The sequence below is a fragment of the Aidingimonas halophila genome, assembly GCF_900106955.1.
GTDB lineage: Bacteria > Pseudomonadota > Gammaproteobacteria > Pseudomonadales > Halomonadaceae > Aidingimonas > Aidingimonas halophila.
Window position 1 is genome coordinate 173467 of the sequence record NZ_FNNI01000008.1, and the last position, 14436, is coordinate 187902.

General features: G+C 57.5%; 10 protein-coding genes. 6 read left to right on the forward strand and 4 right to left on the reverse strand.

Going from position 1 to position 14436, the window contains the following annotated elements:
- Position 1: 1 nt before the first annotated feature.
- Positions 2-2053: an oligopeptidase A gene (prlC, locus tag BLW01_RS16110; RefSeq protein ID WP_092571563.1), complete on the reverse strand. Its 2052-nt coding sequence runs from the start codon at positions 2051-2053 to the stop codon at positions 2-4.
- Positions 2054-2191: 138 nt separating this feature from the next.
- Between prlC and BLW01_RS16115 the strand changes: the two genes are divergently transcribed.
- Positions 2192-3532, forward strand: a complete 1341-nt coding sequence (locus BLW01_RS16115; protein WP_092571565.1) for a sodium-dependent transporter — start codon at positions 2192-2194, stop codon at positions 3530-3532.
- Positions 3533-3554: 22 nt separating this feature from the next.
- Entirely contained in the window at positions 3555-4100 is a 546-nt protein-coding gene (locus tag BLW01_RS16120) for a gamma carbonic anhydrase family protein (RefSeq protein ID WP_092571567.1), read from the forward strand.
- A gap of 22 nt (positions 4101-4122) precedes the next feature.
- On the opposite strand, the gene BLW01_RS16125 is transcribed toward BLW01_RS16120, so the two are convergent.
- The 3 genes from BLW01_RS16125 to BLW01_RS16135 form a co-directional block, all read right to left on the reverse strand.
- The gene (locus BLW01_RS16125; protein WP_092571569.1) at positions 4123-5505 is read right to left on the reverse strand and encodes a sigma-54-dependent transcriptional regulator; all 1383 of its coding nucleotides are present in this window, start codon (positions 5503-5505) and stop codon (positions 4123-4125) included.
- On the reverse strand, positions 5498-7297 hold the full coding sequence (locus tag BLW01_RS16130; protein ID WP_092571593.1) for a sensor histidine kinase: 1800 nt from the start codon (positions 7295-7297) through the stop codon (positions 5498-5500). Before BLW01_RS16130 ends, BLW01_RS16125 begins: the two co-directional genes overlap by 8 nt.
- A 126-nt stretch (positions 7298-7423) precedes the next feature.
- Positions 7424-8194, reverse strand: a complete 771-nt coding sequence (locus BLW01_RS16135) for a GntR family transcriptional regulator (RefSeq protein ID WP_092571571.1) — start codon at positions 8192-8194, stop codon at positions 7424-7426.
- Between the two features lie 343 nt (positions 8195-8537).
- Here BLW01_RS16135 and BLW01_RS16140 point away from each other — a divergent pair, with 343 nt between their 5' ends.
- Genes BLW01_RS16140 through BLW01_RS16155 form a run of 4 tightly spaced genes read left to right on the forward strand, consistent with a single transcriptional unit; the run spans position 8538 to position 14273 of the window.
- Positions 8538-9293 (forward strand): (Fe-S)-binding protein, encoded by a 756-nt coding sequence (locus BLW01_RS16140; protein ID WP_092571573.1) that lies wholly within the window; start codon positions 8538-8540, stop codon positions 9291-9293.
- On the forward strand, positions 9290-10717 hold the full coding sequence (locus BLW01_RS16145; RefSeq protein ID WP_092571575.1) for a LutB/LldF family L-lactate oxidation iron-sulfur protein: 1428 nt from the start codon (positions 9290-9292) through the stop codon (positions 10715-10717). The genes BLW01_RS16140 and BLW01_RS16145 overlap by 4 nt, the downstream gene beginning before the upstream one ends.
- On the forward strand, positions 10714-11382 hold the full coding sequence (locus BLW01_RS16150) for a LutC/YkgG family protein (RefSeq protein WP_092571577.1): 669 nt from the start codon (positions 10714-10716) through the stop codon (positions 11380-11382). The genes BLW01_RS16145 and BLW01_RS16150 overlap by 4 nt, the downstream gene beginning before the upstream one ends.
- Positions 11379-14273, forward strand: a complete 2895-nt coding sequence (locus tag BLW01_RS16155; protein ID WP_092571579.1) for an FAD-binding and (Fe-S)-binding domain-containing protein — start codon at positions 11379-11381, stop codon at positions 14271-14273. The genes BLW01_RS16150 and BLW01_RS16155 overlap by 4 nt, the downstream gene beginning before the upstream one ends.
- Positions 14274-14436: the final 163 nt, after the last annotated feature.

Genomic DNA, 14436 nt, shown 5'->3' on the forward strand with positions numbered 1-14436 from the left:
TTCAAGCGGCATGGATGCCGCTGTGGCGTAGCAAAGGGTCAACACTGGGCCCGCGGCCTCGGAAGGCCTTGAACATATCCGCCGCGTCCCGGGCACCGCCAGGTTCAAGAATTTCGTGACGGAAGCGGGCGCCGGTATCAGGGTCAAAGATACCGGCTTCCTCGAAAGCACTATAGGCATCCGCCGAGAGGACTTCAGCCCACATATAACTGTAGTAGCCAGCGGCATACCCGCCGGCAAAAATATGAGCGAAACCGTTTTGAAATCGGTTGAAGTCGACCACGGGTAGTACGGAGAGACGTTGACGCACATCGTCCAGTAGGGCTTGAACGTCACTCGCTGAAGCGGCTCCCAGCTCATGATGGAGGCGGAAGTCGAACAAAGCGAACTCCAGTTGGCGTACCATTCCCATGGCTGACTGGAAGTTCTTGGCGGCCTGTAGGCGCTCAAGCAGTTCATCCGGCAGTTTCTCACCGGTTTCAACGTGGCCCGCGATCAGGTCCAATCCTTCTCGTTCCCAGCAATAATTTTCCATGAACTGGCTTGGCAACTCCACGGCATCCCAGGCGACGCCGTTGATACCGGACACATCGGCAACCTGCTGGCGGGTCAGCATGTGATGCAGGCCATGTCCGAACTCATGGAACAGTGTCGTCACTTCGTCGTGGGTCAAAAGCGCCGGTTTTCCGCCGACCGGGCGTGTGAAATTGCAGGTCAGGTAAGCCACCGGTAATTGTATTTGACCGTCGTCCCGACGTCGCCGCACCCGGCACTCGTCCATCCAGGCACCGCCACGCTTGCTTTCGCGGGCGTAAAGGTCGAGGTAGAAACCAGCGATCGGTTCACCTCGCTCGGTAATACGGAAGTACCGGACGTCCGGATGATAGCGGGGCGCAGTGTCGTCTTCCTCGAACTGGATTCCATATAGCCGCTCAACGACACGAAATAGTCCATCAATCACGCCGGGAGCGGGGAAGTAAGGACGAAGCTGTTCCTGGGAAATCGCATAGCGGGCTTCACGCAGTTTCTCACTTGCATAGCCGACATCCCAAGGGGCCAATTCCTCGAGGCCGAGGTGTTCACGCGCATAGTCCTGAAGTTCGCTGAACTCCTGTCGCGCCTGAGGATAGGCTCGTTCGGCGAGATCATTGAGGAAATCGAGCACCTGCTGTGGCGACTCCGCCATCTTGGTAGCCAGCGAGTAGTCAGCGTAGCTGGGAAAGCTCAACAGGTCAGCCAGTTCACGACGCAGCGCGAGAGTCTCTTCGATCACGCCGGCATTATCATAGTCGCCGGCATTGGGACCCAGCTCTGAGGCTCGTGTGATGAAGGCAGTGTACACCTCGCGACGTAATTCCCGGTCATGGGCAAAGCTGATCACGGGGTAGAAGCTCGGGAAATCCAGGGTGATGCGATAGCCATCGATCCCTTTGGCGTCGGCATTGGCTTTCAATGTATCCAGAGCGCTTTGCGGTAAGCCGTCGAGCATTGAGGCATCATCGATGTCCTTATGCCAGGCTTGGGTGGCATCAAGGACATTATTGGAGAACGTATTGGCCAATTCCGACAAACGAGCCTGAATTTCCCCGTACCGCGTCTTCTTGTCCTCAGGCAGGTCAACCCCGGCCAGCCTGAAGTCGCGCAGTGTATTGTCGATACTGCGTTGTTGCGCCTCGTCCAGACGATTGTAGGCTGGAGACTCCTTGAGTGCCTGGTAGGCCCGAAACAACCCCTCATGTTGACCCAGCCAGGTACTGTATTCAGACAGCTTGCTCAAACAGGCTTGATAAGCTGCACGCAGCGGCTCGGAATTCATGGTGGCATTGAGATGCGACACAGGAGACCATGCTTGCGATAGACGATCGTTGAGCGTTTCCAATGGAGCGACCAAGGTCTCCCAGGTCGGAGGTTGCTGTTCCGCTTGTTCAGTCAGGCGTTCAACAGCCTGACGGTTGTCGTCCAACAGTTGTTCGACCGCCGACACCACGTGCTCCGGCTGAATCTCGGAAAATGGCGGCAGGGTGTGGTGCTCGAGAAGCGGGTTGCGGGACATGATCACCTCAATGCGGTTTCTTTATGGGTAAGATGCGGGCGAAATGGTTGTGTTTCAATACATTGGCCGATGTGAATCACCCTGCTAGGCTTGCGCCCTCCATTATCGAGTGCGGCTGCGCATGACAAGGATCTTCCCATGAACGAAACATTGGAACGCTGGGGGTCACGACGGGCCTTCATTCTGGCCGTGACCGGAGCCGCTGTCGGCCTGGGCAACATCTGGCGTTTTCCGTATGTTGCTGGCGAGAACGGCGGGGCCGCCTTTCTGGTGCTTTATATCATTTTCGTGGTGTCGCTGGGCCTTCCGGTAATGATGGCCGAAATCCTGACCGGAAGGGCCGGGCGGCGCAGTCCCAGTCAGTCGCTTGCTTATCTGGCGCGTCAGGCTGGTCATTCATCACACTGGCGTTGGTTGGGTGTCTTCGGAGGCGTCACGGTCTTCTTGATCCTGTCTTTCTACTCGGTCGTGTCCGGTTGGTCGATCGAATATCTGGTCCATGCCGTTAACGGCTCATTCGAGGCGGCGTCTCCCGATCGTGTCAGTGCTGAGTTTGAGGCCTTCCTGGCGGATCCGTTACGGATGACATTCAATCATACGCTGTTCCTGTTTCTGACGATGTCGGTTGTGGCGGCGGGCGTCTCGAATGGGTTGGAGAAGCTCAATAATCTGATGATGCCGCTTCTCTATGCGCTATTGCTGATTCTGGCATTCCATGCAACGACCACCGGTGGGTTTGCGGAAGCGGCGGATTGGATGTTCTCCCCGAAGTGGGAGGCGTTGAGTGTTGGTGTCATGCTCAATGCCATGGGGCATGCGTTCTTCACGCTTGCGGTGGGGGCGTGTGCGCTGATGGCCTACGGGGCGTACATGCCCGATCATCAGAGCCTGCCTCGTGCGGTGGGGATGGTGGCGGTGCTGGACATTACCGTGGCTCTGCTGTCGGGTATAGCGATCTTTTCGGTCGTGTTCGCTCAGGGCATGGACCCTGCAGAAGGACCAGGGCTGATGTTCATCACGCTGCCGATTGCCTTTGCTGACCTGCCATTCGGTAGTCTCTGGCTTGGTATGTTTTTCCTGCTGCTGTTGCTGGCGACCTGGACCTCGTCGATCAATCTTGCCGAGCCGATGGTGGCCGGATTGCAGGGTATCGGATTCCGGCGCAGCCGAGCGACGGCGTTGGTCACTGTTTCGGTATGGTTGGCTGGATTGCTGTCCGTTCTGTCGTTCTCCACCCTGGCGGATGTGCACTGGTTGGCCGGACGCAATTTCTTCGAACTGGTCAGTACGATTCCCAGTGATGTGTTCCTGCCGTTAGGCGGCTTGCTGATCGCTATCTTTGCTGCCTGGGTGCTGCCCCGCGAGGTCGCCTTGCGCGCGTTGGATGCGGGGCCTAATGGCTTCCGGTTATGGCGGGGGGTGATACGCTATATTTCCATACCATTGATGCTGCTGGTTCTGGTATCCAGCTTGATCTGACGAGAATCGGGAGAACCCTACCATGAGTGTTCGGACGTTTAGAGACATCACACCCACGCTGGGAGAGCGGGTTTTCGTTGATCAGGACAGCCTGGTGCTGGGTGATGTGACATTGGGCGACGATAGTTCGGTGTGGCCGATGGCCGTCGTGCGCGGTGACATGCACTATATTCGTATTGGTGCCCGTACGAGCATACAAGATGGTTGTGTTCTGCATATCACCCACAGCAGTGACTTCAATCCGGGGGGCTATCCCTTGACTGTTGGTGATGATGTCACTGTGGGGCATAAAGCCATACTGCACGGGTGCTCCGTGGGGAGTCGTGTCCTGGTGGGGATGGGAGCTATCGTCATGGATGGGGCGGTGGTCGAGGATGAGGTCATTATCGCTGCGGGGGCAGTGGTGACCCCCGGTAAACGACTGGAAAGCGGTCATGTCTACGCCGGTAACCCCGCCAAGGCAATGCGGCCTCTCAAAGAGGCGGAGCGTGAGTTTTTCTCTTACACGGCAGGCAATTACGTCAGATTGAAGGACCAATATCTGATCGAGGAGATCGCGCAGACATGACCGGTGGGGCGATTTGCCTGTATCAGGCTGACGTGTCCTGGCGATAGTCTTCGGCCTTGAGAGCGTACTTTTTCAGCTTGTCGTATAGCGTCTTCCTGGGGAGGCCAAGGTGCTCGCAGATCGCGGGGATACGCCCTCGGTGACTGGCAAGCGACTGGCTGATCAGGCTTTTTTCGAAGAGTTCCACCTGTTGCGAGAGGGGGAGGTCGCCGGGACCGGGGTCCGCACCTTCAAGGAGAGCATCGAGCCGATAGTCGTAGGCGGCGCCCAGCAGTACATAACGTTCGGCGAGGTTGCGTAATTCGCGCACATTACCCGGCCAGTCATGAGCCAGCAGTACTGAAATGCCAGTGGCATCGACCGGAGGGGCTTCCTGGCCACTGCGGTTGGCGGCCACTACGGCAAAATGCTGAAACAGGAGGGGAATGTCTTCTCGGCGTTCACGCAAGGGGGGAATCGGCAATGTCACGACGTTGAGTCGATAGTAAAGGTCTTCGCGAAAGCGGCCTTCTTCTGCTTCTGCTTTCAAGTCGGCTTTGGTGGCAGCAATAACACGGATATCGAGCGCAACAGGCTCGTTGGCACCGAGTCGCTCGATCGAGCGTTCCTGCAAGACTCGCAACAATTTGACCTGCAAGGCCAATGGCATCGATTCGATCTCATCGAGGAATACGGTGCCACCGTTGGCATGTTCGAATTTGCCGATGCGTCGTTCGACGGCACCGGTAAACGCCCCTTTCTCATGGCCGAACAGTTCGGACTCGATAATGGCTTCCGGTACGGCGCCGCAGTTGATGGCGACGAAGGGTCGTCCACTACGGGAGCTGCGTTCATGGATCGAGCGGGCAATCAGATCCTTGCCGACCCCGGTTTCTCCGAACAGCAGTACATCCGCTTCGACTTGACTGATACGCTGTATCATCGTGGCCAACCGCTGCATGGCGGGCGTACGTCCCACCAGGCGAGGACCTGGCGCGGCACGTTGTGCGTGCAGTTCTGCCTTGAGTTGACGGTTCTCGAGGCTCAGGTGTCGTTTCTCGACACCGCGCCGTACCATTTCGATCAGGCGATCACCCGCAAAGGGTTTTTCCAGAAAGTCCCAGGCTCCTTCGCGCATGGCTTCCACGGCCGTGGAGATATCACCATGTCCGGTGATGAGAATGACAGGGAGGTCAGGGTCGCGTCGGCGCACCTCGCGTAGCAGTGCCATACCGTCCATACCTGGCATGCGAATGTCGCTGACCACGACACCCGGAAAGTCATCGGTCAAGATGTTCAGCGCCTCTTCGGCACTGGGATAGGCTTCCGGCGTATATCCTGCCAGCTCCAGGGTCTGGCTGGCGGTGATGCGCAGGTGTCTTTCATCATCGATCAGCAGCACCGGTGTGGCGTTCGCCTCATTCATGGCGGGTCGTCTCCTGGGTCTGGGGCTCTGGCGAAGTCTGTCGCGGGGGCATGGCTCTTGGCAATACGATCAGGAAGTGCGCGCCACCCTCCGAGGCGTTGCCGGCTTCCAGCCGGCCGCCGAGATCCTCGATGATGCGTGATGAGATCGACAAGCCGAGTCCCAGGCCATTACCCGGTGCTTTGGTAGTAAAGAAGGGCTCGAAAATACGTGCCAAGCTGGCTGGGTCGATCCCCGGCCCGTTGTCCACGACGCTGATGTGCACTTCATTGCCGTGATGATGGATACCCAGCATCAAGCGGGGAGTCGAATTATCCGCCATCGCTTGCAAGGCATTGCCTATCAGATTGACGAGGACCTGCTCCAGCCGAACCGGGTCGGCCCGGACCCAGCTACCCTCATCAGGGGGGTCATGAACAACCTCGACGTTGGCATCGCTGATACGGGCCTGAAACAGGCGCAGCGCATAATCGAAACAGGCTGGGACCGAAACCTCGGTCAACTGCTCACCACTCTTGCGGGAGAACTGCTTCAGTTGGGCGCTGATGTCGGCCATCCGCGCCGTGAGTTCGACGATCTGGTCGAGGTTGGCCGTCGCCATTTCGGTCCGTCCCCGTTCCAGGAATGCCCGCGCATTCTCGGCATAGGCCCGAATGGCCGCAATCGGTTGGTTGAGCTCATGATTGATCCCGGCTGCGAGCTGTCCAAGCACGGCTAGCTTGGCAGCCTGTATGAGCTCATCCTGTGCTTGGCGAAGATTGGCTTCGGCGCGCCGGCGCTCGTCGATTTCATCCGACAGGCGCTGGTTGGATTCGAGCAAGTCCCGTGTACGGTCCTCGACATGACGCTCCAGTTCATCTCGCGCGCGGGCCAGGGTCTGCCGTTCACGTTCGGCAAACTGTTCCCGTTCACGTCGTAATCGCAGACGCTGCCAACCGAATCCACTCCCCAGGATGACCATGCCGTATAGTCCGCCGGCCAGGAGAGCGGATTGCCACTGGGCATTGTGAACCGGATCCAGGGATTTGAGGATATGCATCTGCCAGTCAAAATCCGGCAGTGGACGGGATAACCTCAGGTAATCCTGATCGGACAGCGGGCCGTGGGAGAAACGGACCAGCAAACTGTTGTCGGTGTGACTATCAAAGATTTCCATGCCTGATGGTGGTAGGGGTTCATCGGCATAGCGGCGGGTTTCCAGTAGAGTTTCATGCATATCATCGGACAGGGGATAAAGAGCGCTCAGCCTGAGTTCGGGCTGGCTGGCCATGAAGATAATGTTGTCGTTGTCTGTCACCAGCAGGTCGGCGCTCTGCTCGGCCCAACTTGCCTCGAGTTGATCCAGCGGGACTTTGACGACGATGACCCCATCAGGGGTTCGGTCGCCATCATCCAGCCTGACCGGTGCCGAGAAATAGTAGCCACGGTCCATTGAGCGTATGCCCAGGCCGTAGAAACGACCGGGCCGCCCTGAGATGGCATCCTGAAAGTATGGCCGGAAGTCGTAATTCTGTCCGATGAAGGTATCGTCTCGATGCCAATTACTGGCAGCAATGGTGATGCCCTGGCGATCGAGCAGATATACATCCGATACGTCTGTGGTGTGTCGAAAACTGTCCAGCAGTAGATTGATGTCCATGCTGTCGCCGATTTCGGGAGTATCGAGAAAGCGCTCGATATCCTCGCGTGAGGCGATCATTTGTGGCAGGTAATCGTGTCGTGAGAGGTGTCCTTCAAGTCCGGCGGCTGACAATCGCAATTCGTTTTCGGCCTCGTCCTTGAGTGTCGCCATGGCCTGGTCGGCGGCGAACCTGGAGGTTTGCCACACAACGAGCACCAATCCTGAAGTGACCAGGAGTAATAATGGCAGGCGCCAATGACGCGGAAGTCCTGAGGATTGCACGACGGAAGAGACTCGCTAGGTTCGTTCAGGCATGGTTTGGGCGCGTCGCAACGCGCGTTGGGCTCGTGTTTCGGCCCGCTCGAGCTCCAGTAACCCTTCTTCGACGAAGACCAGGTGCTCATGAGCCAGGCTGCGTGCGTCTTCGGCGCGCCCTTCTAGAATGGCGTCCAGGAGGGCCCGGTGCTGCTCCATCAAACGGGGTCGAGCATCCGGTTTTTCAAAAAGATGGGTGAGATTGTCGACGATGCTCTGCTCAAGAAGGTGGAAGATACCGCGTATGGTATGCAGCAACAACACGTTATGGGCAGACTCGGCGATCGACAGGTGAAAGGCGGCATCGGCTTTGGCTTCCGCGGCTGGGTCGTGTTCGGCAAAACTGGCCTCCAGGGCTTCGAAACGTTCCCTGAGAAGAGTTTTGTCGGCAGGTGTGGAGCGCAGGGCGGCGTAATAGGCGGAGATGCCCTCCATCGCATCGCGGAATTCCAGCAGATCCAGGTGAAATTCATCGTGACGGGACAACATTTCGAGCAGAGGATCAGTGTACCGACTATTCAGTTCTTCGCTGACGAACGTTCCTCCTCCCTGACGACTGCTTAGCAGGCCGCGGGCCGCAAGCTTCTGGATGGCTTCACGCAAAGAGGGCCGAGAAACGCCGAAGCGTTCTGACAATTCCCGTTCGGGAGGGAGGCGCTGCCCAGGTTTTAGGCTGCCCTCGAGAATCATGGCCTCGAGGCGTTGAGTAATCACATCGGCAATACGGGGCTGACGAACGACTTCGTAGGCCATGGTAATCTCGTGATAGTGAAGACGCTGCCTTGGGCCATCGCCCGAGGCGTTGATTCTCTGGGAGCGTCGATTGTAATTAATTGGTCTTACCAATAATAGGAAACTTGCTCTTGTGGTGCAATACGAAGTCCGGTGCTGTCATGAGGACAGCTTGAATCAACAGATGCCTTGACTAAAGTCTAAGAGGCTTTCCTGTCAGTACTCTCGTCCAGTATTTGACACCTTGGTGCCGGGGCCATAAGGTTCGAGTATCCAGTTTTTGTCAATTGGTTTTACCAATATTGTCCCAGCTAGTGCTCCGACACTCTGGTTGGGTGTCAGTCCTGCGACAAGGAGACCCGTCATGACTCCCATCAAGCAGTACCCTCCGAAACCGGCGCGCGTCTACTTTTTCGGGACTTGCCTGATCGACCTTTTCTATCCTGAAGCCGGACTGGACGGAATACGCTTGTTGGAGCGTGAAGGTATCGATGTCCGTTTTCCCGACGATCAGACATGCTGCGGTCAGCCTGCCTATACATCAGGATACCATGATGAGGCGCGCGCCGTGGCAGAGGCGCAACTCGACTTGTTCAGAGAGCCTTGGCCGATAGTTGTGCCCTCGGGGTCGTGTGGCGGCATGATCCGCACGCATTATCCGCAACTCTTCTCGGGAACTCCCCGGGAGGCTCAAGCGAAAGAGGTCGCAAGTCGTGTCTTCGAGCTGACTGAGTTCTTGGTACACGTATGTCACATCAAGCTCATCGATAAGGGGCGGCCGGAAAAGGTGGCCATGCATACCTCCTGCAGTGCCCGGCGGGAAATGGGGTTGCCCGATACGGGGCCTGCCTTGTTGAGCCAGCTTCAATCCGTCGAGTTGGTGGAGCAGGAACGCACGGCTGAATGCTGCGGTTTTGGTGGTACCTTTGCGGTACGGCACCCTGAGGTGTCGGGCGCCATGGTGAATGACAAGGTGCAGGCTATCGAGTCATCGGGAGCCGAGCACTTTGTTACGTCGGACTGCGGTTGCCTGATGAATATTGCGGGGTGTTGCCGGCACCGAGAGGCCTCCCTGGATGGTGAACATATCGCCTCCTATCTATGGCGGAGAACTGCATGAGTGTCCAGACGTATACCCCTCGAGAGTTCCATCGTCAGGCCCATGATGCGTTGGGCAATCCTCAGATTCGTGCCAATTTCCGTAAAGCGATGGATGGCTTGATGTCCAAGCGCCGTGATGTGTTCAGCGATTGGGATCTGGATGCACTGCGTGAACTTGGAGCCAACATTCGCCAGCGGGCATTGGCCCGATTGCCCGAGCTGCTCGAACAGCTCGAAGCCAACTGTCAGGCTAACGGGATACGCGTGCACTGGGCGCAGGACGGCGATGAAGCATGCCGTATCATTCGTGAGTTGTGCGAAGCACGTGATGCCAAGTCGGTCATCAAGGGCAAATCAATGGTTTCCGAAGAGATGCACCTCAATACGCATCTCGAGGGAGCGGGCATCGAGGCACTCGAATCGGACCTCGGAGAGTACTTGGTCCAACTCAACGAGCAGACGCCTTCCCATATCATCATGCCGGCGATTCATCTTAACACCGACGAGATCTCCGAGATCATGCATGACAAGACGGGGACCGAGCGCACGCGCGATGTGGATTATATGACGGCGGCGGCCCGCGCTCAGTTGCGCGAACGCTTCATGGCAGCAGATGTCGGTATTTCCGGTGTCAACTTCGCGGTTGCCGAGACCGGGACGTTGTGTTTGGTGGAAAACGAGGGCAACGGTCGTATGACCACCACGGTGCCGCCGGTACACATTGCCGTGACCGGCATTGAGAAGGTGGTGGAGCATCTGCGTGACGTACCTCCGCTTTACGCTTTGCTGACTCGTTCGGCTACCGGCCAGCATGTCACCACTTACTTCAACATGATCTCGGGGCCGAGAAAGCCGGATGAACACGATGGTCCTGAAGAGGTCCACTTGGTGCTGGTCGATAATGGCCGCTCCAGCATATATCAGGATGATGAGTTGCTTGACACTCTGCGCTGTATTCGCTGCGGTGCATGCATGAATCATTGCCCGGTCTACACTCGGGTCGGTGGACATACCTACGGCACAACCTATCCCGGTCCCATTGGCAAGATTCTTATGCCGCATATGATGGGGTTGGCGGAAACCAGGGACCTGCCATCGGCATCAAGTCTGTGTGGTGCCTGTGGCGAGGTGTGTCCGGTCAAGATACCCATTCCCGACCTCCTGGTCAGGCTGCGCAAGGAGTCGGTGGGAGAGGGGCGTGGCAATGTGCCCGGGGCAGGAGTCAAGCGCCACCGGAGCGAAGTGCTGGCCTGGAAAGGGTTCCAGTGGTTAGCGACGCATCCCGGGGTTTGGCGCAGCGCTATGGCGATTGCGGGCAAGCTTCGGGGCTGGATGCCTACCCGGTTAGGGGGATGGACCGATTATCGCTCGACTCCCAAGCCAGCCAAGACCTCATTGCATGCACTGGTCAAACGACACCGGCGCGAGGAGGGTTCGTCATGAGCAGCCGTGCACGGATTCTCCAGCGCTTGCGCGATCGCACCGATGGGGCATTGGTGCCGCCGGAGAGCGACTTTTCTGTCATGACTGGCAGGGGATGGGGGGTGCAGGAACGACTAGAGCGTTTCGAGCGGCTGATATCGTCGGTACATGCTGAAGTCATCCATACCCGTCAGGCTAGCTGGACCGAAACCTTGGCCGAAGTGCTTACCGCCAAGGCGGTTCGGCGACTGGCCTTGGGGCATGAGCATCCGGTACCGGCGGAGGCGCGCGCCGCTTTGCATGAGCATGAGGTGGATCTGGTCGATGCCAATCGTGACATCGAAGCATGGCAACGTGAGCAGTTCGAAACGGTCGATGCTGGACTGACATCGACAGGTGGTGCTATTGCTGAAACCGGTAGTCTGTGGTTGTGGCCGACACCCGATGAGCCGCGTCTGACCAGTCTGGTACCGCCCCTTCACATCGCTGTACTCGATGCTGAGACTATCGAGGATACCTTCTTCGATGTGGTCGAGGCGCATGAATGGAGTCAGGGGATGCCGACCAATGCGTTGTTGATTTCCGGGCCCAGCAAGACCGCTGATATCGAGCAGACGCTGGCTTATGGCGTGCACGGACCACGTGAACTGGTTGTGCTGATTCGTCATCGCGAGGAAAGCACATGAGTGTTACCGGACCACCTGAAGCCTACCGGAGCCTCAAGGATGCCCTGTCCCGATCCATGCCTGATGAGCGGTTGATCGATGATCCGCTACGTACCTTGGCCTATGGCACCGATGCCAGTTTCTACCGGCTGATTCCCAAGCTGGTCGTCCGAATCGAAAGCGAGACCGAGCTCGTTCATGTGTTGAGCGAGTGCCACTCACGGTCATTGCCGGTCACATTTCGTGCGGCTGGCACGTCGCTGTCCGGGCAAGCCGTTACAGACTCTGTACTGATACTGTTGAGTCGGTCCTGGCGAGGTCACGAGATTCTTGATGAGGGGAAGGGTATCCGTCTGCAACCCGGGGTGATCGGTGCGCGCGCCAATCAGCTGCTGGCACCATACCAGCGCAAGATCGGCCCCGATCCCGCATCGATCAACAGTTGTCAGATCGGTGGTATTGCCGCGAACAATGCGTCGGGCATGTGTTGTGGCACCGCTCAGAATAGCTACCAGACCGTGCGCGATATGCGTGTGGTGCTGGCAGATGGGTGTGTGCTCGACACGGCAGATGAGTCCAGCGTGGCTAGCTTTCGCTCATCGCATGCATCCTTGATTGCTGGCTTGGAAATACTGGCGAAAGAGACTCAGGCTGACTGTGGCCTGGCCGACAAGATTCGGCACAAGTATCGCCTTAAAAATACCACTGGTTATGCCCTGAACAGTCTGGTCGACTTCACTGATGGTATCGATATCCTCAAGCACTTGATGATCGGTTCTGAAGGCACGCTGGGTTTTATCAGTTCGATCACTTATGACACCGTGCCGGATGAGCCATGCAAGGCTGCCGCTCTTGCCCTCTTCCCGGATATGGCGACTACCTGTCAGGCGACCATTGCCCTGAAAAGGGCACCGGTCTCAGCGGTAGAGTTGATGGATCGCGCCGCGCTGCGTTCAGTACAGGACAAGCCTGGGATGCCCGAGGTGTTAAAGGGGCTGCCGGAAGGGGCGGCAGCGTTGTTGATCGATGTGCGGGGCAACGATGGAGCTGTGCTCGAAGCGCGTGAGGTCCAGGTTCATGCGTCCCTGGAGGGCATAAAAACGCTCGAACCGTTGGTGTTTACCCGTGAGCCATCAACCTACGAACTGTACTGGAAAATTCGCAAGGGGTTGTTTCCGGCGGTGGGAGCGGTACGCGAGACGGGAACCACGGTCGTCATTGAAGATGTGGCATTTCCCGTCGACCGCCTTGAAGAGGGGGTGCTGGCGCTGACCGAGGTGTTTCGTCGCCACGGGTACCAGCATGCCATTCTGTTTGGCCATGCCCTGGAAGGCAACTTGCACTTCGTTTTTCCTCAGGGGTTTGAGCGGCCCGGTGAAATTGAGCGATATCAGGCTCTGATGGACGAGGTAGTCCACCTGGTGGGCGTTGAATATGGGGGGTCGCTCAAGGCCGAGCATGGCACCGGACGTAACATGGCTCCGTACGTGGAACTCGAGTGGGGGGGCGATGCTTATGCGTTAATGTGGCGAATCAAGGCCTTGTTCGACCCTGAAAGCCTGCTCAATCCCGAGGTGCTCCTGAGTCGTAACCCGACTCTGCACCTGGAAAATCTCAAACCTCTGCCGGCCGCCGACCCGTTGGTCGACAAGTGTATCGAGTGTGGCTTCTGTGAGCCGGTATGCCCATCCAAAGACCTGACACTGACGCCACGCCAGCGCATTGTGGTGTGGCGTGAGCTGGCGCGCCTCGAGGCACTGGGTGAACAGACAAGCGATGTCGACAGAGACTATCGCAAACGGCTCTGGCAAGACTACCGCTATCAGGGTGATGACACCTGTGCGGCTGATGGCCTATGCGCCACGCAGTGTCCTGTCAGCATCAATACAGGTGATTTGATACGTAACTTACGACGCGATCGACACCTCGGCAAGGCGGGAATGGCGCGCTTGCTCGGGCGGCATTTTTCCGGTGCGACTCGTTTTGGTCGTGGCGCGCTCAATGCGGCAACCGTTGGGCAGGCGCTGCTTGGAGACAAAGGGATGTCGCACGCGAGCCATATACTGCATAGATTGAGTGGTGGGCGTACACCTCAGTGGTTGTCCAGCCTGCCTCAGGCTGCATCGATCAAGGTGCTGAGCCAACCTATGGGTGGCGATTCAAGTCAGGACAAGGTGGTCTATCTGCCCTCCTGTGCCACTCGTGTATTTGGTTCCGACCGTCATGATAGCGAGTCGCGGACGGTCATGGAATTGACACTGGCTCTGCTCGATAAGGCTGGTTTGTCGGCCATTATCCCGGCGATTCCCGGGCATCTGTGTTGTGGTATGGCGTTTCAGTCCAAAGGCCAGTTCAAAGAAGCCGAGCATAAGGCGCGCGAACTCAATCGCGAGTTGCTGGCAGCGAGTCAGAATGGGCGTTATCCAGTACTCTGCGATACGAGCCCATGCACTCTACATATGCAGGGCAGTCTGGATACACGGCTGACGCTCATGGAGCCGGTGGGCTTTGCGCATGAGTATTTATTGCCACGGCTTGATATTACACCGATGACAGGTCCTGTCGCCTTGCATGTTACCTGCTCCAGTACACGGATGGGGCTGGACGATGCCTTCGTGTCATTGGCTAAAGCTTGCGCAACGGAGGTGGTGGTGCCTCCGGATATCCATTGTTGCGCCTTTGCAGGCGATAAGGGATTCACCACTCCCGAGCTCAATCAATCGGCACTTCATGGACTGGCGGAGAGTGTGCGCGGCTGTGTCGCCGGCTATTCCAACTCCCGTACCTGCGAGATCGGCCTGGCGGAGTACTCAGGCATACCATATCGCTCGATCCTGTCTCTGCTCGATAGCGTTAGTCAGGCGAAAGGTGATCCGTCTCCAGAAACGGGATCAGACCTTTCACCTCAGTGAGTTGCGACAGTGTGCGCAGAAAGTTGTATTGCGCTGCCAGAAAGTGCTTGCAACAACCGTAATGAATCCGTAAAGTACGCATCCGCTGCCGGCGAGGCGCAGGCGTTGCCGGTGGTGTGATGGTCCGAAGTAGTTGTTTTATGGGTTATTTTCGGATCATGGG

What these genes read in the sequence shown, in the direction of transcription:
- prlC (WP_092571563.1), bottom strand. Translation starts at nt 2,053, where the DNA reads ATGTCCCGCAACCCGCTTCTCGAGCACCACACCCTGCCGCCATTTTCC.
- BLW01_RS16155 (WP_092571579.1), top strand. Translation starts at nt 11,379, where the DNA reads ATGAGTGTTACCGGACCACCTGAAGCCTACCGGAGCCTCAAGGATGCC.
- BLW01_RS16130 (WP_092571593.1), bottom strand. Translation starts at nt 7,297, where the DNA reads ATGGCGACACTCAAGGACGAGGCCGAAAACGAATTGCGATTGTCAGCC.
- BLW01_RS16115 (WP_092571565.1), top strand. Translation starts at nt 2,192, where the DNA reads ATGAACGAAACATTGGAACGCTGGGGGTCACGACGGGCCTTCATTCTG.
- BLW01_RS16140 (WP_092571573.1), top strand. Translation starts at nt 8,538, where the DNA reads ATGACTCCCATCAAGCAGTACCCTCCGAAACCGGCGCGCGTCTACTTT.
- BLW01_RS16120 (WP_092571567.1), top strand. Translation starts at nt 3,555, where the DNA reads ATGAGTGTTCGGACGTTTAGAGACATCACACCCACGCTGGGAGAGCGG.
- BLW01_RS16145 (WP_092571575.1), top strand. Translation starts at nt 9,290, where the DNA reads ATGAGTGTCCAGACGTATACCCCTCGAGAGTTCCATCGTCAGGCCCAT.
- BLW01_RS16125 (WP_092571569.1), bottom strand. Translation starts at nt 5,505, where the DNA reads ATGAATGAGGCGAACGCCACACCGGTGCTGCTGATCGATGATGAAAGA.
- BLW01_RS16150 (WP_092571577.1), top strand. Translation starts at nt 10,714, where the DNA reads ATGAGCAGCCGTGCACGGATTCTCCAGCGCTTGCGCGATCGCACCGAT.
- BLW01_RS16135 (WP_092571571.1), bottom strand. Translation starts at nt 8,194, where the DNA reads ATGGCCTACGAAGTCGTTCGTCAGCCCCGTATTGCCGATGTGATTACT.